Genomic DNA, 18,629 nt, shown 5'->3' on the forward strand with positions numbered 1-18,629 from the left:
CGTGACATTGATCCTGCTGTACCTGGCGGTACTGATCCTGATCGGCGTCGTCCTGTTCGGAGTCGCCAGCCTGATATTCGGGCGCGGTGAGCAGCTCCCGCCGCTGCCCCGCGCGACGACGGCCACCGTCCTGCCTGCCTCCGGGGTCACCGGCGAGGATGTCGACGCCGTCAAGTTCACCCAGGTGTTGCGCGGCTACAAGACCAGCGAGGTGGACTGGGTGTTGGACCGTCTCGGCGCCGAGCTGGACCAGCTGCGCGGTGAACTGTCCGCTGTGCGTGCCGCCGCCGGCCTCGACGAGCCGGAAGTCACCCACCACGCCGCTGTCGGCGCCGACGAGGAACCCACGTGAGCGCAGACGACGACGGCCGCACCCGCTGCGACTGGGCGTACGGACAATCACAGCTCTACCGCGACTACCACGATCAGGAGTGGGGCCAGGTTCTGCGCGGCCAGGTGGCCCTGTTCGAGCGGATGAGCCTCGAGGCATTCCAGAGCGGCCTGTCCTGGCTGATCATCCTGCGGAAACGGGACAACTTTCGGAAGGCGTTCGAGGGGTTCGACCTGGAGAAGATCGCCCGGTACACCGATCGTGACATCGCCCGGCTGATGGCCGACGAGGGGATCGTGCGTAACCGCGCCAAGATCGAAGCCACCATCGCCAACGCCAGGGCCGTCGCGGACCTGGACGTCGATCTGTCCGATCTGCTGTGGTCCTACGCGCCGCCCCCGCGGCCACGGCCCAAAACCCTGGCTGACGTCCCCGCCATCACCCCGGAATCCCAGGCCATGGCCAAAGACCTCAAAAAGCGCGGATTCCGGTTCGTCGGGCCCACCACGGCCTATGCGCTGATGCAGGCCACGGGCATGGTCGACGACCACCTCGCGACCTGTTGGGTTCCCACGCCCGCGGCCGTCTGAGGCCAAAATCCAGGGCCCTGAATTGGGCCTTTCACACCCATGCCCGCCGATAAGGAACAATAGAATCGAATACAAGCAGTTCACTGCCCGTGAAGACGGGCCGGCTCGAATCTGGAGGGAGCACTCGATGGCGGCGATGAAGCCCCGGACCGGTGACGGTCCGCTGGAAGCAACCAAGGAGGGGCGCGGCATCGTGATGCGGGTACCGCTGGAGGGCGGTGGACGGCTCGTCGTCGAGTTGACACCCGACGAGGCCGCCGCCCTTGGCGACGAACTCAAGAACGTCACCAGCTAACTGATCCACCTACGAAACCCCGCGTGGGCACGCGGGGTTTCTCCCTGCCGGTCGTCCGTTGGCGTCGGGTTAAGCCGACACCTTGCGGTAAATCTCCAACGTCTGCTCGGCGATGTGTGCCCAGGAGAACTCGTCGATACAGCGTTGCCGTCCGGCGGCCCCGAAGCGACGAGCCTTGTCCGGCTCGCCCACCAGGGCGTTGACAGCTTCAGCCAGCCTGGCCTCGAAGCCCGCCGGATCCGTCGCCTCGTAGTGCACCAGCGTTCCCGTCACACCCTCGTCGACCACCTCGGGGATGCCGCCGACATCGGAGGCCACCACGGCGGTCCCACACGCCATCGCCTCCAGGTTCACGATCCCCAGCGGTTCGTAGACCGATGGACAGATGAAAGCGGTTGCCGCCGAGAGGATTTCCCGAATCTTGCCGATCGGCAGGAATTCCTGCACCCAGAACACGCCGCTGCGGGCATTCGCCAGCTCCTGCACCGCCGCGCTGACCTCGGCCGCGATCTCCGGGGTGTCCGGCGCCCCGGCGCACAGCACCAGCTGAACCTCCGGATCGAAGCGATGCGCGGCGGCGATCAGGTGCGGCACGCCTTTTTGCCGGGTGATGCGGCCGACGAACGCCACCATGGGCCGTGACGGGTCCACACCGAGTTCGGCGAGCACTGATTCGCCGCGTTCCGGGGGTGCCGGATACCAGACGCTGGTGTCGATTCCGTTCTTCACCACGTGCACGCGGTTGGGGTCCAGAGCCGGATAGACGGACAGCACGTCCTCGCGCATGCCCGAACTGACCGCGATCACCGCGTCGGCTGCTTCGACGGCGGTGCGTTCCACCCACAACGACACCCGGTAGCCGCCGCCGAGCTGTTCGGCCTTCCACGGCCGCAACGGTTCGAGGGAGTGGGCGGTCAGCACATGCGGCACGCCGTACAGCAGTGCGGCGAGGTGACCGGCCATGCCGGTGTACCAGGTGTGGGAGTGCACCACCGTCGCCTCGGCCGCGGCGTTGGCCATCACCAGATCGGCCGACAGTGTCGACAGCGCCGGGTTGGCGCCCTTGAGCGCCGGGTCGGGCTGGTGGACGAACGCCCCCGCGCGCGGCGCACCCATGCAGTGCACATCGACCTCGCAGAGGCGGCGCAACTGTGCGACGAGCTCCGTCACATGCACGCCCGCCCCGCCGTAAACCTCGGGTGGATACTCCCGAGTCATCATCGCCACCCGCATAGGCCCGACGGTAGTGGCACCGGCCCGGCGGCGCATCATTGTGGGCCAAAGGTTGTTGCGCGCAACGCCAAAGTCGTTGCTGCCGCGACACAGCGACCTGCAATAGTCGTGATGGCCTAGCCGTCTGTAGCCCGTGCCATTAGGTTTGCAGCATGAGGGAATTGCCACATGTGCTGGGCATTGTCCTGGCCGGCGGAGAGGGCAAGCGACTGTATCCGCTGACCGCGGACCGGGCGAAGCCGGCGGTTCCCTTCGGCGGCGCGTACCGGCTGATCGATTTCGTGTTGTCGAATCTGGTCAACGCTCGGTACTTGCGGATCTGTGTGCTCACTCAGTACAAGTCGCATTCACTCGACCGGCACATCTCGCAGAACTGGCGACTGAGCGGTCTCGCCGGCGAATACATCACGCCGGTCCCCGCCCAGCAGCGCCTCGGCCCGCGCTGGTACACGGGCTCGGCCGACGCGATCTACCAGTCGCTGAACCTGATCTACGACGAGGATCCGGACTACATCGTGGTTTTCGGCGCCGACCACGTGTACCGGATGGATCCCGAGCAGATGGTCAAGTTCCACATCGAGAGCGGCGCGGGCGCCACGGTCGCGGGTATCCGGGTGCCGCGGGCCGAGGCGCACGCGTTCGGCTGCATCGACGCCGACGAGTCCGGCCGCATCCGTGAGTTCGTGGAAAAGCCCGCCGACCCGCCGGGCACACCTGATGATCCGGATGCCACGTTCGTGTCGATGGGCAATTACATCTTCACCACCAAGGTGCTGATCGACGCCATCCGCGCCGACGCCGACGACGACAACTCCGACCACGACATGGGCGGCGACATCATCCCGCGGCTGGTCTCCGACGGCATGGCCGCGGTCTACGACTTCAGCAACAACGAAGTGCCCGGTGCCACCGAACGTGATCATGGCTACTGGCGCGATGTCGGAACGCTGGACGCGTTCTACGACGCGCACATGGATCTGGTGTCGGTTCATCCGGTGTTCAACCTCTACAACAAGCGCTGGCCGATCCGCGGCGAGTCGGAGAACCTGGCCCCGGCCAAGTTCGTCAACGGCGGCTCCGCGCAGGAGTCGGTGGTCGGTGCCGGCAGCATCATCTCCGCAGCGTCGGTTCGCAATTCGGTGCTGTCGAGCAATGTCGTCATCGAGGACGGCGCGATCGTCGAAGGCAGCGTGCTGATGCCCGGGGTGCGGGTGGGCCGCGGCGCGGTGGTCCGGCACGCGATCCTCGACAAGAACGTCGTGGTCGGCCCCGGCGAGATGGTCGGCGTCGACCTGGAGAAGGACCGGGAACGGTTCGCGCTCAGCGCGGGCGGTGTGGTCGCCGTCGGTAAGGGCGTCTGGATCTAGGTTTCAGGCGCGGCGTTGCGCCGCCGTCGGCGGCGCCACAAGGCGACCGCCGCCCATGCCAGCGCGATCAGCACCAGCAGAACCAGCGCGGGGATCAGGATCGCGATGAACACCAGAGCGGCGCTGGCGATGTCCTCGAGAGTGCTCAGTACCGGCGCCGCGACTCCGGCGGTAGCGACGTTGGCCGCGGGCCGCACCGTCGTCTTCGTCAGGTGGACGACCAATGCCGTGACGACGCCGATCGCGATCGGCACCCACTGACCGCTGCGGGCGAATTCCCCGGGGTCGGTGACCGCGGCGGTCTGGGCCGCTGTGCCGGAACCGAACACGATGCCACCGGCCGTCGGACGGACGAACGTCTGCACCACATCGTTGACGGAGTCCAGTGCCGGGATCTTGTCGGCGACGATCTCGACCGCAAGCAGAACCGCGACGATGGTGATCAGCCAGCCGTTCTCCAGCCACGACCAGCCGTGCGGGAGCGCGAGCAGGTCGGTGAACCGGGCGAGCAGTCCCATCGCCAGCAGTGGGATGTACGCGTTGAGTCCCGCGGCGGTGGCCAGGCCGAAACCCGTCATCAGCTCCACGCGGGCCTCCTCAACACATCGCGCTCACCAGATCAGCGGCACCAACCGGTAGCGCACTTTCTGAGTGTATTGCCGGTAGCCGTCCAGTTCGGCGTTCAGCAGTTTCTCTTCGTCGAGGATCCGGACGGCCATGAGAAGGAGCCCGATGAGCACAAGCAGCAGGGCCCAGTAGGAGCCGAGAGCCAATGCGATCCCGATCATCAGGACCACATTGCCGAAGTACATCGGGTGGCGCACGATGCCGTACAGTCCGGTGCTGACCAGGGGCTGGCCTTCCTCGATGGTGATATTGGCTGAGGCATAACGGTTTTGGAAGACGACCAGCATCGCCAGGCCCAGCCCGGCGACCACCATCACGTCGCCGACCACCGACAGCCATCCGGGGACATGCGACCAGCCGAACCGGTAGTCCAGCGCCGGCACGATCAGCATCGCGGCGAACACGACGAATGTTCCGGCGATCACCACCTTTTGGACGGGGCGTGTCTCCGCCTTCACGCCGGCATGGGTGCGGCGTTCGATGGCAGCGGGGTCGATGCGGTTGATGAACAGGGTCGGCGCCAAGCTCATCACGGAGAACACCGCCAGCAATGCCCAACCCTGCCAATAGTTCAGGGTGCCCGCAGGGACGAACAGCAGTATTGCGAACGCGATGATGCCGAGGACCGACGAGATCACGATGCGAAGCAACATGTTCATTGTTCTCCTAGACAACGTCGCGGCGACGATAGAGGAATCCGGCGGTCAGCGTGACCGCGATGGCAATGACGACCACGACGCCAAGCGTCACAACAGAAATCGACGAGGGAGCAGTGGTGCGGCCCACCGGCGAGGCGTCGATCAGCCAACGGGGCAACCGCAGCAGTGCGCCGAGGTACAACGATGTCACCACGAATGTCACTGCGAGCCAGCCGATACCGGGGTGCCGCAACGCGACGGCGAGCGCGGCGACACTGGCGATGACGGCCATCGCGGGCAGGAATGCCAGCGCGGCCAGGGTCAGCCGCACGATGATCTGCGGTTCGCCCAACGTCAGCCCTGCGCCCAGGCCGTTGCCCAGGCCCGCACAGAACAGCAGGATCGCCGCACCGGTCAATGCCGCTCCGACCGCCGACAGCAGCCACTTCCACCGCGACACCGAACCCGCCAGCACGGCCTCGCCGATCCCGGATTCCTCGTCGCGGTGCAGTCGCACCACCACGGTGACCACATAGGCCGTCGTCGCGGCGGCCAGGAACTGCGTCATCGTGGTGTAGACGCCGTCGGTGCCCTGTGCCGAAAGGACCCGGGCCAGTAGCTCATTGCCGCTCGCGGCGTCCAGCAGTGACTTGGTCATCGATCCGAAGGCCGCCCCGGCGATCAGCAGTCCGATCGCCCAGCCCAGCGTCAGGCCGCGCTGGATCACCATCTGCAAGCCGAACACCCCGCCGACCGGGCGGGCCCGGGTGCGCTCGCCTGACGAGGCCAGCACGCCGTCGTCGTACTGGCGGCGGGCCTCCAGGACCAGCGCGGCCGCGACGAGTGCGGCAGCCAGCACCACCAGCAGAGCGAGCGGCCACCAGCGCAGCGCCACGAACGGGCGCATCTGCTGTGCCCAGGCGATAGGGGAGAACCAGCTCAGGACGCTGCCCGAGTTGTCGATCACGTCACCGGCCCCGCGCACCAGCACCGCGGCGGCCAGCGCCGCCAGCGTTGCGCCGGTGACGGTCCTGGCCTGTCGCCAGAGTTGGGCGAACAGTGCCGCCAGTGACCCGAAGACGGTGGCCACCGCCGTGATGCCCACACACATCGCCGCGGTGTCGATCACGCCAAAACCGCTGGCCGCCATGGCGATTGTCATCGTCACCGTCAGAACGGCGTTCACCAGGGCCATGACGGTCAACGCCGCGCCGGTGCGGGCGTGCCGGCCCACGATCGAGGACAGCACCAGTTCGGCGGCGCCGCTCTCCTCCTCGGCGCGGGTGTGCCGAACGATGGTCTGCACGGCCAGGATCGAGGTCGCGACGATCAGCGTCAGGGTCAGCTCGCTGGCCATCATGACCCCGAGGTCGGTCTCGTTGCCGCCGAACATGGGTCCGCCCAACATGATTCCGGCGGGCGTCTTCAGCAGGTTGACCCGCGCTTGGCGCTGGGCCTCGTCGGGATAGGCGAGCTTGATCGCGTTGGGGGCGTAGACCATCATCAGCGTGAGCGACGACATCCAGACCGCCAACCGGATCCGGTCGCGGCGCAGTGCGAAACGGACCAGCGCGACGGTGCCGGTCAGCGGGGACGATGCCGGCGCGATCGTCGTCATCGCTGGGGCGTCCGGTATTCGCGCAGGAACAGGTCTTCCAGCGAGGCCGGTGTCACGGTGAGATCCATCAGACCCAACTGGGCAAGGTGCACCATCGTCGGCTCCAAGACGTCGCGGCCGACGGTGAAGCGGATCTGTCCGTCGCGAAGGTCAGCGTCGTGCACGCCCGGCCATCTGCTCACCACGCTGGGATCGCGGTGCGTGCGTGCCGTCACGGTGGTCCGCATGAAGTGTTGTAGCTGAGCCAGCGAACCGGATTGAACCGTGCGCCCGGCGCGGATGATGGTGACTGTGTCACAGACCTTTTCGACCTCGGCCAGCACGTGACTGGACAGCAGTACCGCGGCGCCGCGACGGGCGACCTCCTGCACGCACTGTTGAAAGACGTTCTCCATCAACGGATCGAGACCTGAGGTGGGTTCGTCGAGAATGTAGATGTCGGCTTCTGTGGCGAACGCGGCGACCAGCGCGACCTTTTGGCGATTGCCCTTGGAGTAGGTGCGTGCCTTCTTGTGGGGATCCAGTTCGAACCGCTCGATCAGCCAGTCTCGGCGCCGCGGGTCGGCCCCGCCGCGCAGCCCGCAGAGAAAGTCGATAACCTGCCCGCCGGTCAGGTTCGGCCACAACGTCACATCGCCGGGCACGTAGGCGATCCGCCGGTGCAGCGCCACGGCGTCGTGCCACGGATCACCACCGAGGAGTCGCACGGTCCCGCCGTCGGCGCGCAGTAGCCCCAGCAGAATGCGGATCGTGGTGGACTTGCCGGCGCCGTTTGGTCCCAGGAAGCCGGCGACCGAGCCCGCCCTGACGGTCAGGTCCATCCCGTCCAGGGCGCGGGTGCGGCCGAAAGTCTTTACTAATCCCTGGATTTCGACTGCGGCAGTGTCAGTGCGCGCTGTCGGTGCCGAGGCCATCGTCATCTGGTTCTCCCTTGGGGTGGGTGTCGATCTCGCCGTGGGCGGCAAAGCTGTCGAACATCGTCGAGTCGGTGAGCAGGCCCTCGGTGTAGAGCTCCAGAGCCGGCAGCATCATCTCGTTGGCGTAGTCGTGCAGGACGGCCCGCAAGTCGGTCGGGTTGTCGTGCAGCTGGAGGTAGAGCAGGAACGCGCCGCCGCCGGCCATGCCCAGGTATCGGGCCCGGGCGGCCGGGTCGCGGCTGGGTCGCACGGTGCCGGCCTGAACGCCTTCGTCGAGGTAGCTCTCGACATTGGCGAACATCGTGCGCCAGAGATTCTTGGCGAGCTCTCCGCCGGCCTGCATGCTGCGCACCAGGTAGGCCATCATCGGCGCGAACGACTCGATTTCGGCCGCGGCGGCCAGCCAGGTGGCCGGGTCGGTGGAGCGGATGGTCTCGGACTTCTCGCTGCGAACCTCTTCGGCGATGAAGTCGTCACACGCCTGACGCAAGCCGTCCTTGGAGCCGAAATGGTGGATGACCAGCCCGGGACTGACGCCTGCGGCCTCGGCGATCGCGCGGACCCCGACGCTGAACCCGTGTGCACCGAACTGCTCGATGGCGGCGTCGCGGATCCTCGCGGCTGTCGTCAGGTCGGTTGAACGCATGTTTAGAATGCTAAACACGCGTTCAATCAAACGTCAAGCATCGACTCCGGTAAAGCCCAGAGGGGGAGTACGGTCAGGCGGCCCAGCGCACGGCGGGCGCCTCGACGGCAGCCGCGACCGGCGCGACGGGTGCCGGAGCGGTCCGGTTGAACAGGATCTCGAACATCCGGGCCCCGGTCAGGGAGCCGACGGAGTGCGGCTGGCTCTGCTGGACGCTCTCAGCGCCGGCGCCTGCGACGGTCACGTGGACCCGATGCCCGCCCGGTCCGTCGGCAGGGGAGCCGGTTTCGGTGACGCGGACGGTCAGGCCGGCCAGTGGAATTCGCTGAGCGTTCCGGTGGTAGCCCACGATCAGAAAGCTCTCGGTGATACGCAGCTCTCCCCAGCTCGCGATGACGCGCTCTCGGCGGTCACGTCGACTTTGCGAGAGGTCGGCACCGAGTGCCGCAATTCCGAAGAGGATGAAGGGCGCGATCAATACCGCGACCATAACGGTGCTGAGTTGCGGATCCATGACTCCCCCCTTCGATCAGCCTTTGTAGCCTCTTCTGGCCGCTCCGAAACATTCCTGCAATCTCATTGCCACACATCACCTTTGGGGTGGTGCTGACCATGTAAGCAGCGAGGTTATTGCATGTCCAATGAAAAATTTCGATAACGGTCATTCTTGATTGCGATGACATCTCGGCTTTAGATCGCACCCATTCATCGACGCGATGAATTGCCCGATAAAAAGTTTGCTGGAATTCCACTAGTTGAGCACACAGCTAATAATCAGCAGCTGAGAGAATCATCTGATAAGTTCTCGGGGTGGAACTTCGCCAGCTCGAATACTTCATGGTTGTCGCTGGTGAGATGAGTTTCTCTCGCGCCGCCGACCGGGCGAACGTCGTGCAATCTGCACTGTCGACGAGTATCAGCAAACTTGAACACGAACTCGGCGTGCAATTGTTTGATCGGAGCCGTCAGCGCATCAAACTGACGGCTGCCGGCGCGGAGTTCCGGGATCGAGCCGCCGAGGTCTTACGCGCGGCTCAAACTGCCAAGGATTCGATGCTCGAGCTGAACACGAGCATCTCCGGCACTGTCAACCTCGGGGTGCTGCTGTCGTTCGGCCCGCTGGACTACGTCAAGGCGCTGGGTGACTTCGTCGAGGAGAACCCGCGGGTTCGTCTTCGCTCCCACCTGTCCACCACCGGCTCATGGGCCTACCTGCCGGCCCTGATCGACGGCTCACTGGATTTGGCTCTGATCTCGGCACCTCAGCGCTTCCCGCAGCAGCTCGAGATGAACCTGTTGTTCGAGGATCCACTCGCGTTCGTCTGCCGTCCCGACCATTCGTTGGCCGGCCGCAACGTCGTCGAGATCAGCGATCTGGCGCAGGAAACCCTCGTCGGTTTTCCGCCGGGATTCGGTCTGCGCAGTGTGATCGATGACGCCTTTCACACGGTTGGGCTCGAGACGCCCTGCCATCACGAGCTGACGCTGGGTCTTCCCGAGATGGCCGAACTCATCGCGCGCGGAGCGGGGAGTGCGGTGATGCCCCGCAGTGAAGCGCGGCACATGTCGCATCTACGCAAGATCGACCTGGCTACGCCGGTGACCTGGCAGGTGTATCTGGCGTCGCGGCCGGCGAGCGAGCTCAGCCGGGCGACCGCGCGCCTCGCCGAGATCATCATGGGTTCGCCGGGGATGATCCCGCACAAAGGTGTGGCGTAGCGCGATTCAGAAGTCGCGGGCGGCGACCAGAATCCCGTCGCCCAGTGGAATCAGGACCGGGGTGAGTCGCTCGTCCTCGGCGATCAGCCGGGCAGCTTCCCGCACCGCCGTCACCTCGGCGTCGTTGGCCGCCGGATCCCCGGCGCGACCACCCAGCGCCGAGCGGTGCACGACGATCACGCCGCCGGGACGCAACAGTCGTATGCCCTCGACCACGAAATCAGCCTGGTCGGAGGGCGCCGCGTCGAGAAACACCAAGTCATAGGACTCGTCGGCGAGCCGGGTGAGGACTTCCTGGGCCCGCCCGGCGATCAGCCGCGTGCGCGATGGCCCGATTCCGGCCTCGTTGAACGCCTGTTTGGCGGTGCGCTGGTGCTCGGGCTCGATGTCGATCGTGGTCAGGACGCCGTCTTCGCGCATGCCCGACAACAGCCACAGCCCGCTGACACCCGCGCCGGTGCCGACCTCGACGACCGCTTTGCCGCCCGACAGTCGCGCCAGCACGCTGAGCAGCGCCCCGACCGCCGGCGTGACAGCCCCGGCGCCCGCGTCCACGGCCCGCTCCCTGGCGGCCGCGACGATGGCGTCCTCGGAGATCGAACCCTCGGCGTGGGCGAGGATCCGGTCGGCACGGCTGGCCTCCGGTTGGCCTGATTGGTCCTCGGTAGTGGCCATTCTCAGCAGCGTAGAGCCAACCGGATCACCGGGTGGGCAGGCGCGCCCGGTGTCCGGGGCTCGGCGGGCAGGAGCGCAGCGACCCGGGGGTTGGACCGGTGCGGCGCGCGGATCGTCGCCCGTCAAGCCCGACGCGCCGCGCGCGAAGCCTCAGATCAGGGCACGAAATGATAACGAAAGTATTTCTTAGTCAAACCTTAGTTAGCTCAAATCAGCCCCACACAGGTTTGGGGAACGGTAGCGGGCATGGAACAAGGGCCACGCTGGTCGGGGAATGTGCCAGAACGCGCTCGTGTTGTGTCACTTGATGCGTCCGGCGGCAGCCAGCCGTCAGCGCAGATCGATCAGGAGGATCCGACGACCACCCAATTGATGGCTCCCGCCCACATGTCGCACGCCGAGCAGTATGGCGACACCGACTGGGTCGAACCGTCCGAGGAGCTGCAGGGCACCGCGGTGTTCGACGCGACCGGCGACCGGACGGCCATGCCGTCCTGGGACGAGCTGGTGCGTCAGCACGCCGACCGGGTCTATCGCCTGGCCTACCGCCTGTCGGGTAACCAGCAGGACGCCGAGGACCTCACCCAGGAGACCTTCATCAGGGTGTTCCGCTCCGTGCAGAACTACCAGCCCGGCACGTTCGAAGGCTGGCTGCACCGCATCACCACGAACTTGTTCCTCGACATGGTCCGTCGTCGCGGCCGCATTCGCATGGAGGCGCTGCCCGAGGACTATGACCGGGTGCCGGCCGACGAGCCCAACCCCGAGCAGATCTATCACGACTCGCGGCTGGGCGCGGACTTGCAGGCCGCCCTGGATTCACTGGCGCCCGAATTCCGTGCGGCAGTGGTCCTGTGCGACATCGAGGGTCTGTCCTACGAGGAGATCGGCGCGACGCTGGGCGTCAAGCTGGGGACCGTGCGCAGTCGCATTCACCGTGGCCGGCAGGCCTTGCGCGACTACCTCGCGGCCCACTCCGGCCAGCGGGGAATTGCTGACTTCATCGCCGAATCGGCGTAGTCCGCTCTGTCCGGGGACCGGACAAAGTAGTCGTCATGTTCTGTCGTATGGCGCTGCGCGCGCTACATTCGACCTAGCGGCGCGGAAAATTAACGCGACCGAGAGGAGCGCAGCGATGGTCGACCGTGGACACATGTTCCGTCGAGCATTCTCTTGGCTGCCCTCTCAGTTCGCCTCTCAAAGTGACGCCCCCGTCGGTGCACCCCGCCAGTTCGGCTCGACCGAACACCTGTCCTCCGAGGCGATCGCCGCCTACGTCGACGGCGAATTGCGGATGAACGCCCACCTGCGCGCGGCACATCATTTGTCGCTGTGCGCGGAGTGCGCCGCCGAGGTCGAGGGTCAGACCCAGGCCCGCACGGCGCTGCGTGACTCGATGCCGATCAGCATGCCGAGCAGCCTGTTGGGGCTGTTGTCGCAGATCCCGCAGTCGGCGCCGGACGAGCCTGTCGGCCCCTCGCCGGGACTCGCCGATCAGTTAGCTGACGGCTCAGACCGCGACCGGCGTAAGCGCCGGTAGGGTGGATGAGAAGTCGAGCTGCTTCGTGCTCGGTCCCATCGCGCGCGCTCACGGCTGAGCGCTTGGATAGAGGTTGAACTTGAGCCCCAATCAGGACAACTCGGGCAGCAGCCCCCGCCTGGCTCCGCGTCCCGTGTCGCGGCCCGCGGTCGACCCGGCCGCCACCCGTGCTTTCGGTCGCCCGAACGGTGTCGACGGCTCGTTCGTCGCCGAGGAGCTGCGCCCGGCCAAGTTCCGCGGCGAAGTCGAATTTCAGCCCAAGGATCGTCCGCCGGATCCCGTGCTCGGCGAGGCCTTCGGCAGGCCGCCCGGCTCGGTCGGTGATTCACTGCAGCGCCACCCGGCCGACGCCGGGGCGCTCGACGCCCAGAATGACGATTCGGACGAGCCCGACGATCCGTGGCGGGATCCGGGCGCTGCCGCCGGACTGGGGACGCCGGCGATGCAGCAGGCCGCACCCGTCGTGGTGGCCGCGCCGACCGGCAAGCTCGGCCTGCGCGAGGTGCTCTTCGGCGGGCGGGTGTCCTACGTCTCGCTGGCCGTGCTGGGCATCATCGCGCTGCTGATCGGTTTCGCCGGCGGCTGGGTGGGGCGCAAGACGGCCGAGGTCGTCGAGGCCTTCACCACGTCCAAGGTCTCGCTGGCCACCAACAGCACCGGTGAGGTTCCGCCCGGCCGGTTCGCCAAGGTCGCCGCGTCGGTGGCCGACTCCGTCGTCACGATCGAGGCGGTCAGCGACGACGAGGGTGCCCAGGGCTCCGGCGTCGTCGTCGACGGCCGCGGCTACATCGTCACCAACAACCACGTCATCTCCGACGCCGCCAACAACCCGAGCAAGTTCAAGATCTCGGTGGTGTTCAACGACGGCAAGTCGGTGCCGGCCAACCTCGTCGGTCGCGATCCGAAGACCGATCTGGCCGTGCTCAAGGTGGACAACGTCAACAACCTCACCGTCGCGCGGTTCGGCGATTCCGACAAGGTGCACGTCGGGGACGAGGTGATCGCCGCCGGCGCCCCGCTGGGTCTGCGCAGTACCGTCACCCACGGCATCATCAGCGCGCTGCACCGCCCGATCCCGCTGTCCGGTGAGGGCTCGGACACCGACACCGTGATCGATGCCATCCAGACCGACGCCTCGATCAACCACGGGAACTCCGGTGGTCCGCTGATCAACATGAACTCCGAAGTGATCGGTATCAACACCGCCGGAAAGTCGTTGTCCGACAGCGCAAGTGGTCTCGGCTTCGCGATCCCGGTCAACGAGGTCAAGGAGACCGTCGAGGCGCTGATCAAGGACGGCAAGGTCTCGCACCCGACGCTCGGGCTCTCGGCTCGCTCGGTCAGCAACGACCTCGCGCAGGGTGCCCAGGTGGCCAACGTGAAGGCCGGCAGCCCCGCCGAGAAGGCCGGCATCCTGGAGAACGACATCGTCGTCAAGGTCGGTAACCGCACGGTGGCCGACGCCGACGAATTCGCGGTCGCGATCCGGCAGCTCAAAATCGGGCAGGACGCCCCCATCGAGGTCATCCGCGACGGCCGCAAGGTGACGCTGACGGTGAACCCCGCGCCGGACAACTGACGCGATGTTCGCCAACGTCGGGTGGGGCGAAATGCTCCTGCTGGTCGTCATCGGGTTGGTGATCCTCGGCCCGGAACGACTGCCGGGCGCCATCCGGTGGACATCCAATTCGCTGCGGCAGGCCCGCGACTACATCAGCGGAGCCACCAGCCAGCTGCGCGACGATCTGGGACCTGAGTTCGAGGACTTCCGCCAGCCGCTCAGCGAGCTGCAGAAGCTGCGGGGGATGACACCACGGGCAGCGCTGACCAAACACCTGCTCGACGGCGACGACTCGTGGCTCAACGAGGCGTTCCAGTCGCCGGAGAACAAGGAGAAGCCGCACAGCGCTCCGCCGCCGCAGCCGGCCCCGCCTTCGTTGACCAAGCCTGAGCCGCTGCCGCCCGGTACGCCGGCACCCTACGACGCCGACGCCACCTAGCCACTAGCGATTTCGGCGCGTTTTCGTTCGCTCAGCGGCGGTTTTCGCGCCGAAACCGGTGATCAGAGGTGTCGGGTGGTGTCCAGGCCCAGCGACATCCCGGCCAGCCCGCGCCGCCGCGCCGCCAGCTTGTCGGCGATCCCGCGCAGCTCTTTGCCTGCCGCCGAATCCGGCGCCGACAGCACCAGCGGCACCCCGGAATCACCCGCGGCGACCAACGCCGGATCCAGCGGAACCTGGCCCAGCAGAGGCACATCCGCGCCGACCGATCGGCTGAGGCTCTCCGAGACCTGACGGCCGCCGCCCTCACCGAAGATCTGCATCGTCGTGCCGTCGGGCATCAGCAGTCCGGACATGTTCTCCACGACGCCGACGATCCGCTGCCGGGTCTGCAGCGCGATCGCGCCGGCCCGCTCGGCCACCTCGGCCGCCGCCAGCTGCGGGGTCGTCACCACCAGGATCTCCGCGCCGGGAATCAGCTGCGCCACCGAGATCGCCACATCGCCGGTACCCGGCGGCAGGTCCAGCAGCAGCAGGTCGAGGTCGCCCCAGTACACATCGGCCAGGAACTGCTGCAGCGCGCGGTGCAGCATCGGCCCACGCCACACCACCGGCGCATTGCCCTGAGTGAACTGGGCGATCGAGATGACCTTCACGTCGTGGGCGATCGGCGGCACGATCATCGACTCGACCTGCGTGGGCCGGTCGTCGGTGCCCATCATCCTGGGCACCGAGTGGCCGTAGATGTCGGCGTCGAGCACCCCGACCGACAGGCCGCGGGCCGCCAGCGCGGCGGCCAGGTTCACCGTCACGCTGGACTTGCCGACCCCGCCCTTGCCGGAGGCGACGGCGTACACCCGGGTCAGCGAACCGGGCTGGGCGAAGGGGATCACCGGTTCGGCCGCGTCACCGCGCAGCTGCTTGCGCAGTTCGGTGCGCTGCTCGTCGCTCATCACGTCCAGCGCGACGGTCACCGCGCCGGTGCCGGGCACGTCGGCGACGGCCTGGGTCACCCGCTCGCTGATCTCGGTCTTCTTCGGACACGCGGAGGTGGTCAGGTAGATCTCGACGTGTACGGCGCTGTCGTCGCCGACAGCGATGCTCTTGACCATGTTGAGCTCGGTGATGGGCTTGCGCAGCTCAGGATCGATCACCTTGCCCAGCGCGATGCGGACCTGGGTTTGCAGCTCGTTCTTCTCGGACATCAGCGCCGAGTCTAGGCGGCGCCTCGCAAGGGTGAACTAGGCGGCAGGCCCGGGCAGCGCGCCGTGCACGGCGGGCAGCGGCGCAGGCGCAACCGCCGGAGCGATCAACTCCGGGGCGGGCTCAGCCGGCGGCGGTGGGGGCGGCATCGCCCACGGCGGCTGCCACGGCGGCGGCCAGGGCGCCGGAGCTTCCGGCGCAGCGTCGGCCGTCACCGGCGGCGGTGCCTGCGTACCCAGGCAGATCACCTGGCAGGGCAGTCCGGGAAGCGCGTTCGCCGGTCCGGGCAGGGGGCCCAGGGCCAGCGATCCGGCGGTCTCGGAGTTGCCGAGGTTGATCAGCGGAATCTGCGTCAGCGGATCGGTGGACGGCAGGCCGATCGCGTTGAGCGGCAGGCCCGGGCCCAGACCCTCGGGGTTCTCCAGGTGCGCATCGCCCATCGCCGGCACCGGCCCGACGATCGGCGGCAGGTTGAGCGGTTCCACGCCGGTGGCGTAGGCGGCGGCCCAGCCCAGCACGTTCTGGGCGTAGGCCATCGAGTTGTTGTAGCGCAGGATCGCGGTCAGCACCTGCGACTGGTTGCGCAGGTTCAGTCCACCGCTGCAGAGGTAGCGGGCCGCGGCCAGCGCCGCGTCGTACACGTTCTGCGGATCGGCCTTGCCGTCGCCGTCGCCGTCGGCGGCGTAGCGCGACCAGGTGCCCGGCAGGAACTGCATGGGTCCCATCGCCCGGGCGTAGACGGGCCGCCCGGCCTGGACGGTCTGCACGATGACCTCATTGCCCGACAGGCTGCCGTCGAGCGTCGGGCCGTAGATCGGGTTGATCGCGGTGCCGCGCGCATCGGTGGCGCCGCCGTTGGCGTGCCCGGACTCGATGCGGCCGATGCCGGCCAACAGGTTCCAGCTCAGCCCGCAGCCCGGTGCGGTGGAGGCCATCGCCTGCTCGGCGTTGCGGTATGCGGCCAGCGCCACCGAGGGGATCCGCATGGACCCCGGTGAGCTGACCACGATGGCCGGCGGCGGGACAGACGGCGTCGCCGCGGCGGCGAAGTGAAAGTTGGTGGGCTGCTTGGAAAGCGCGACGACGGTCGCACCCGAGGTGTCGGTCTGCGGGGAGACCGCGGCCAGCGGGGTGACTTCGGTGCCGACGACCGGCGGGTGCGGAAATTGGGGGGCGGCACCGACGGCGCCGGCGAGCACGACAGGAGTGAGTACAGCAATTCCGAACGCAGGTTTCCGCACCAACCCGGTGACGCGGTGTCCTATGCCCACTCGTCCGTCCTCAACAAAAGCCTGCGCCTGTGAACCAAGTCACCATACATACCTTCGTGACCTCAGTGGTATCCAATGGTCACCTTTGTCACGGCTGACTTTCCTCGACGACGGGGTCGACGGCTTGCCGGGCTCTCTTGGCTTTGTCCTTCTTGGGCTTGCCGCCGCCGTCGGACTGCAGCGATTCCAGCAACTCGCGGATCTCTTCGAGCTCGCGGCGCAGGTAGTCGCGGGTGGCCACCTCGCCGACCGCCAACCGCAGCGAGGCGAGCTCACGGGCCAGGAACTCGGTGTCGGCCTTCGTCTGCTCGGAGCGCCTGCGGTCTTCCTCGAGTGAGACCCGGTCCCGGTTCTCCTGCCGGTTCTGCGCCAGCAGGATCAGCGGCGCCGCGTAGGCGGCCTGGGTGGAGAACGCCAGGTTCAGCAGGATGAACGGGTAGGGGTCCCACTGCCAGGTCACCGCGAACAGGTTCAGCGCGATCCAGACGATGACGATGATCGTCTGCCAGGCCAGGTAGCGGCCGGTGCCCAGGAAGCGGGCGATCGATTCGCTGAAATTGCCGACCGCTTCGGGGTCGACGTTGAACACCGGCCGCCGCGACGTGCGCGGGGTGTCCAGCCGCTGGCGCGCAGACGAGTCGCTCATGTCGTCCCCTCTGCGCTCAGATGCGGATCCTCGAAGCTCTCCCGCCAGTCGTCGGGCAGCAGATGGTCGAGCACGTCGTCGACGGACACCGCGCCCAGCAGGTGGCTCTGCTCGTCGACGACCGGACCGCAGACAAGATTGTAGGCGGCGAAGTACCGCGTCACCCCGGCCAGCGAGGTCTCCGGCAGCAGGCTCGGCAGGTCGGTGTCGACGATGCCGCTGACCAGGTTGGCGGGCGGTTCGCGCAGCAGTGCCTGCAGGTGCACGCAGCCCAGGTAGCGGCCGGTGGGGGTGGCGGTCGGCGGGCGCACCACGAACACCAGGGACGCCAGCGCCGGCGTCAGATCGGGATCGCGCACCCGGGCCAGCGCCTCGGCGACCGTGGTGTCGGGGGCGAGCACCACCGGATCCGACGTCATCAGACCACCGGCGGTGTCGGGCGAGTGACTCAGCAGTCGTCGCACCGGCTCGGAATCCTCGGGGTCCATCCGGCGCAGCAGCACTTCGGCCTCGGTCGGATTCATCACGCCGAGCAGGTCGGCGGCGTCGTCGGGATCCATGGCCTCGAGCACGTCGGCGGCGCGCTCGGTGTCCAGTTGCAGCAGCAGGACGGTCTGGTCGTCTTCCGGCAGCTCCTGCAGGATGTCGGCCAGCCGTTCGTCGTCGAGCGCCTGGATCACCTCGGTACGGCGTTTGGCCGGCAGATCGCGGATGGCGTCGGCCACCTCGATCGGGCGCTTGTCTTCGAACTGGTGCAGCAGCTGGGCCACACCCTGGCCCGGCATCGCCAACGCGGACGGGGTGAGCCCCTGCACGTTGTCCCAGTCCACCACCTGCACTGTCGAGCGCCGGCCCAGCCGCCGGTGGCTGCGCACGGCCACCCGGCTGACCACCCAGTCGCGGGTGCGGATCTGCTCGATGGCCAGGTCGACCACCACCACGTCCACGCCGGCCATCTGGGGAATCTCGGGATCGTCGACGCGGACCCGGCTGTCCAGAACCTGGCCGAGCACCAGAACTTCGCCGGGGCGCTGGGCGAAGCGGCGCAGCGACACGTTGCCGGTATTGAGCGTGACGGCGTTCGGCTCGATGGCGGTGACCCGCAGGATGGGAACGAAAATCCTTCGGCGGGTGAGCATTTCGACCACCAGGCCCAGGACGCGCGGCTGCTGGCGGACGATGCTCATACTGATCACGACGTCGCGCACCCGGCCAAGGGACTCACCGTCCGGCCCGAGCACGGCCAGTCCTGCCAGCCGCGCCGCGTACACCCTGTTCACCGACGCCATGACTCAAAGGGTAGGAGTGTAAGC

21 protein-coding genes are annotated in these 18,629 nt (G+C 67.4%); 9 read left to right on the top strand and 12 right to left on the bottom strand.

The annotated features are described in order from the left end of the window. Nucleotide 1 precedes the first annotated feature (1 nt). The 3 genes from EV580_RS25425 to EV580_RS25435 all read left to right on the top strand — a co-directional run bounded on the left by EV580_RS25425 (nucleotide 2) and on the right by EV580_RS25435 (nucleotide 1,216). On the top strand, nucleotides 2-352 hold the full coding sequence (locus EV580_RS25425; protein WP_133694697.1) for a DivIVA domain-containing protein: 351 nt from the start codon (nucleotides 2-4) through the stop codon (nucleotides 350-352). Beyond that, the gene (locus EV580_RS25430) at nucleotides 349-921 is read left to right on the top strand and encodes a DNA-3-methyladenine glycosylase I (protein ID WP_133694699.1); all 573 of its coding nucleotides are present in this window, start codon (nucleotides 349-351) and stop codon (nucleotides 919-921) included. Before EV580_RS25425 ends, EV580_RS25430 begins: the two co-directional genes overlap by 4 nt. A 127-nt stretch (nucleotides 922-1,048) precedes the next feature. Further along, nucleotides 1,049-1,216 carry a DUF3117 domain-containing protein gene (locus tag EV580_RS25435; protein WP_005059648.1) on the top strand — a complete coding sequence of 56 codons (168 nt, stop codon included), beginning with the start codon at nucleotides 1,049-1,051 and terminating at the stop codon, nucleotides 1,214-1,216. Between the two features lie 69 nt (nucleotides 1,217-1,285). Here EV580_RS25435 and glgA read toward each other — a convergent pair whose 3' ends face one another. Next, nucleotides 1,286-2,449 carry a glycogen synthase gene (gene glgA / locus EV580_RS25440; RefSeq protein ID WP_133694700.1) on the bottom strand — a complete coding sequence of 388 codons (1,164 nt, stop codon included), beginning with the start codon at nucleotides 2,447-2,449 and terminating at the stop codon, nucleotides 1,286-1,288. Nucleotides 2,450-2,601: 152 nt separating this feature from the next. Here glgA and glgC point away from each other — a divergent pair, with 152 nt between their 5' ends. Continuing rightward, nucleotides 2,602-3,816: a glucose-1-phosphate adenylyltransferase gene (gene glgC / locus EV580_RS25445; RefSeq protein WP_133694702.1), complete on the top strand. Its 1,215-nt coding sequence runs from the start codon at nucleotides 2,602-2,604 to the stop codon at nucleotides 3,814-3,816. On the opposite strand, the gene EV580_RS25450 is transcribed toward glgC, so the two are convergent. The 6 genes from EV580_RS25450 to EV580_RS25475 form a co-directional block, all read right to left on the bottom strand. Next, a complete protein-coding gene (locus tag EV580_RS25450) occupies nucleotides 3,813-4,403 on the bottom strand; it encodes a DUF4126 domain-containing protein (protein ID WP_133694703.1) in 591 nt (196 codons plus the stop codon). The two genes, glgC and EV580_RS25450, sit on opposite strands and share 4 nt — an antisense overlap. A gap of 24 nt (nucleotides 4,404-4,427) precedes the next feature. Then, nucleotides 4,428-5,102, bottom strand: a complete 675-nt coding sequence (locus EV580_RS25455; protein WP_133694705.1) for a methyltransferase family protein — start codon at nucleotides 5,100-5,102, stop codon at nucleotides 4,428-4,430. Between the two features lie 7 nt (nucleotides 5,103-5,109). Then, nucleotides 5,110-6,699, bottom strand: a complete 1,590-nt coding sequence (locus EV580_RS25460) for an ABC transporter permease (protein WP_133694706.1) — start codon at nucleotides 6,697-6,699, stop codon at nucleotides 5,110-5,112. Next, nucleotides 6,696-7,619 (bottom strand): ABC transporter ATP-binding protein, encoded by a 924-nt coding sequence (locus tag EV580_RS25465; protein WP_166654883.1) that lies wholly within the window; start codon nucleotides 7,617-7,619, stop codon nucleotides 6,696-6,698. The genes EV580_RS25460 and EV580_RS25465 overlap by 4 nt, the downstream gene beginning before the upstream one ends. Then, nucleotides 7,585-8,262, bottom strand: a complete 678-nt coding sequence (locus tag EV580_RS25470; RefSeq protein ID WP_133694708.1) for a TetR/AcrR family transcriptional regulator — start codon at nucleotides 8,260-8,262, stop codon at nucleotides 7,585-7,587. Before EV580_RS25470 ends, EV580_RS25465 begins: the two co-directional genes overlap by 35 nt. A gap of 73 nt (nucleotides 8,263-8,335) precedes the next feature. Then, nucleotides 8,336-8,776: a hypothetical protein gene (locus EV580_RS25475; protein WP_133694709.1), complete on the bottom strand. Its 441-nt coding sequence runs from the start codon at nucleotides 8,774-8,776 to the stop codon at nucleotides 8,336-8,338. A gap of 296 nt (nucleotides 8,777-9,072) precedes the next feature. Between EV580_RS25475 and EV580_RS25480 the strand changes: the two genes are divergently transcribed. Beyond that, nucleotides 9,073-9,981, top strand: coding sequence for a LysR family transcriptional regulator (locus EV580_RS25480; protein WP_133694711.1), 909 nt, complete (start codon nucleotides 9,073-9,075; stop codon nucleotides 9,979-9,981). Nucleotides 9,982-9,987: 6 nt separating this feature from the next. Here the strand turns inward: EV580_RS25480 and EV580_RS25485 are convergent, their stop codons facing one another. Next, entirely contained in the window at nucleotides 9,988-10,656 is a 669-nt protein-coding gene (locus tag EV580_RS25485; RefSeq protein WP_133694713.1) for an O-methyltransferase, read from the bottom strand. 246 nt (nucleotides 10,657-10,902) lie between these two features. Here EV580_RS25485 and sigE point away from each other — a divergent pair, with 246 nt between their 5' ends. From sigE to tatB, 4 genes are all read left to right on the top strand, one after another. Then, nucleotides 10,903-11,676 carry an RNA polymerase sigma factor SigE gene (sigE, locus tag EV580_RS25490; protein ID WP_133694715.1) on the top strand — a complete coding sequence of 258 codons (774 nt, stop codon included), beginning with the start codon at nucleotides 10,903-10,905 and terminating at the stop codon, nucleotides 11,674-11,676. A gap of 115 nt (nucleotides 11,677-11,791) precedes the next feature. Further along, on the top strand, nucleotides 11,792-12,196 hold the full coding sequence (rseA, locus tag EV580_RS25495) for an anti-sigma E factor RseA (RefSeq protein WP_133694716.1): 405 nt from the start codon (nucleotides 11,792-11,794) through the stop codon (nucleotides 12,194-12,196). Between the two features lie 79 nt (nucleotides 12,197-12,275). Next, nucleotides 12,276-13,775, top strand: coding sequence for a serine protease HtrA (gene htrA, locus EV580_RS25500; RefSeq protein ID WP_133694718.1), 1,500 nt, complete (start codon nucleotides 12,276-12,278; stop codon nucleotides 13,773-13,775). A gap of 4 nt (nucleotides 13,776-13,779) precedes the next feature. Then, nucleotides 13,780-14,196: a Sec-independent protein translocase protein TatB gene (gene tatB / locus EV580_RS25505; protein ID WP_133694719.1), complete on the top strand. Its 417-nt coding sequence runs from the start codon at nucleotides 13,780-13,782 to the stop codon at nucleotides 14,194-14,196. Nucleotides 14,197-14,258: 62 nt separating this feature from the next. On the opposite strand, the gene EV580_RS25510 is transcribed toward tatB, so the two are convergent. The 4 genes from EV580_RS25510 to EV580_RS25525 all read right to left on the bottom strand — a co-directional run bounded on the left by EV580_RS25510 (nucleotide 14,259) and on the right by EV580_RS25525 (nucleotide 18,605). Then, entirely contained in the window at nucleotides 14,259-15,401 is a 1,143-nt protein-coding gene (locus tag EV580_RS25510) for an Mrp/NBP35 family ATP-binding protein (protein ID WP_133694721.1), read from the bottom strand. Between the two features lie 36 nt (nucleotides 15,402-15,437). Then, nucleotides 15,438-16,670 (bottom strand): lytic transglycosylase domain-containing protein, encoded by a 1,233-nt coding sequence (locus EV580_RS25515; protein ID WP_133694723.1) that lies wholly within the window; start codon nucleotides 16,668-16,670, stop codon nucleotides 15,438-15,440. Nucleotides 16,671-16,758: 88 nt separating this feature from the next. Next, nucleotides 16,759-17,316 carry a DUF1003 domain-containing protein gene (locus EV580_RS25520; protein WP_133694725.1) on the bottom strand — a complete coding sequence of 186 codons (558 nt, stop codon included), beginning with the start codon at nucleotides 17,314-17,316 and terminating at the stop codon, nucleotides 16,759-16,761. Then, on the bottom strand, nucleotides 17,313-18,605 hold the full coding sequence (locus EV580_RS25525) for a magnesium transporter MgtE N-terminal domain-containing protein (RefSeq protein ID WP_133694727.1): 1,293 nt from the start codon (nucleotides 18,603-18,605) through the stop codon (nucleotides 17,313-17,315). Before EV580_RS25525 ends, EV580_RS25520 begins: the two co-directional genes overlap by 4 nt. Nucleotides 18,606-18,629: the final 24 nt, after the last annotated feature.

The sequence above is a fragment of the Mycobacterium sp. BK086 genome (genome assembly GCA_004362315.1).
Lineage (GTDB): Bacteria > Actinomycetota > Actinomycetes > Mycobacteriales > Mycobacteriaceae > Mycobacterium.

Excerpts from the sequence above, each read along its gene's own strand:
- rseA (WP_133694716.1), top strand. The coding sequence starts at position 11,792 with ATGGTCGACCGTGGACACATGTTCCGTCGAGCATTCTCTTGGCTGCCC.
- tatB (WP_133694719.1), top strand. The coding sequence starts at position 13,780 with ATGTTCGCCAACGTCGGGTGGGGCGAAATGCTCCTGCTGGTCGTCATC.
- EV580_RS25485 (WP_133694713.1), bottom strand. The coding sequence starts at position 10,656 with ATGGCCACTACCGAGGACCAATCAGGCCAACCGGAGGCCAGCCGTGCC.
- glgC (WP_133694702.1), top strand. The coding sequence starts at position 2,602 with ATGAGGGAATTGCCACATGTGCTGGGCATTGTCCTGGCCGGCGGAGAG.
- EV580_RS25510 (WP_133694721.1), bottom strand. The coding sequence starts at position 15,401 with ATGTCCGAGAAGAACGAGCTGCAAACCCAGGTCCGCATCGCGCTGGGC.
- EV580_RS25455 (WP_133694705.1), bottom strand. The coding sequence starts at position 5,102 with ATGAACATGTTGCTTCGCATCGTGATCTCGTCGGTCCTCGGCATCATC.
- EV580_RS25520 (WP_133694725.1), bottom strand. The coding sequence starts at position 17,316 with ATGAGCGACTCGTCTGCGCGCCAGCGGCTGGACACCCCGCGCACGTCG.
- EV580_RS25460 (WP_133694706.1), bottom strand. The coding sequence starts at position 6,699 with ATGACGACGATCGCGCCGGCATCGTCCCCGCTGACCGGCACCGTCGCG.
- EV580_RS25470 (WP_133694708.1), bottom strand. The coding sequence starts at position 8,262 with ATGCGTTCAACCGACCTGACGACAGCCGCGAGGATCCGCGACGCCGCC.
- EV580_RS25525 (WP_133694727.1), bottom strand. The coding sequence starts at position 18,605 with ATGGCGTCGGTGAACAGGGTGTACGCGGCGCGGCTGGCAGGACTGGCC.
- EV580_RS25435 (WP_005059648.1), top strand. The coding sequence starts at position 1,049 with ATGGCGGCGATGAAGCCCCGGACCGGTGACGGTCCGCTGGAAGCAACC.
- EV580_RS25475 (WP_133694709.1), bottom strand. The coding sequence starts at position 8,776 with ATGGATCCGCAACTCAGCACCGTTATGGTCGCGGTATTGATCGCGCCC.
- sigE (WP_133694715.1), top strand. The coding sequence starts at position 10,903 with ATGGAACAAGGGCCACGCTGGTCGGGGAATGTGCCAGAACGCGCTCGT.
- EV580_RS25465 (WP_166654883.1), bottom strand. The coding sequence starts at position 7,619 with ATGACGATGGCCTCGGCACCGACAGCGCGCACTGACACTGCCGCAGTC.
- glgA (WP_133694700.1), bottom strand. The coding sequence starts at position 2,449 with ATGCGGGTGGCGATGATGACTCGGGAGTATCCACCCGAGGTTTACGGC.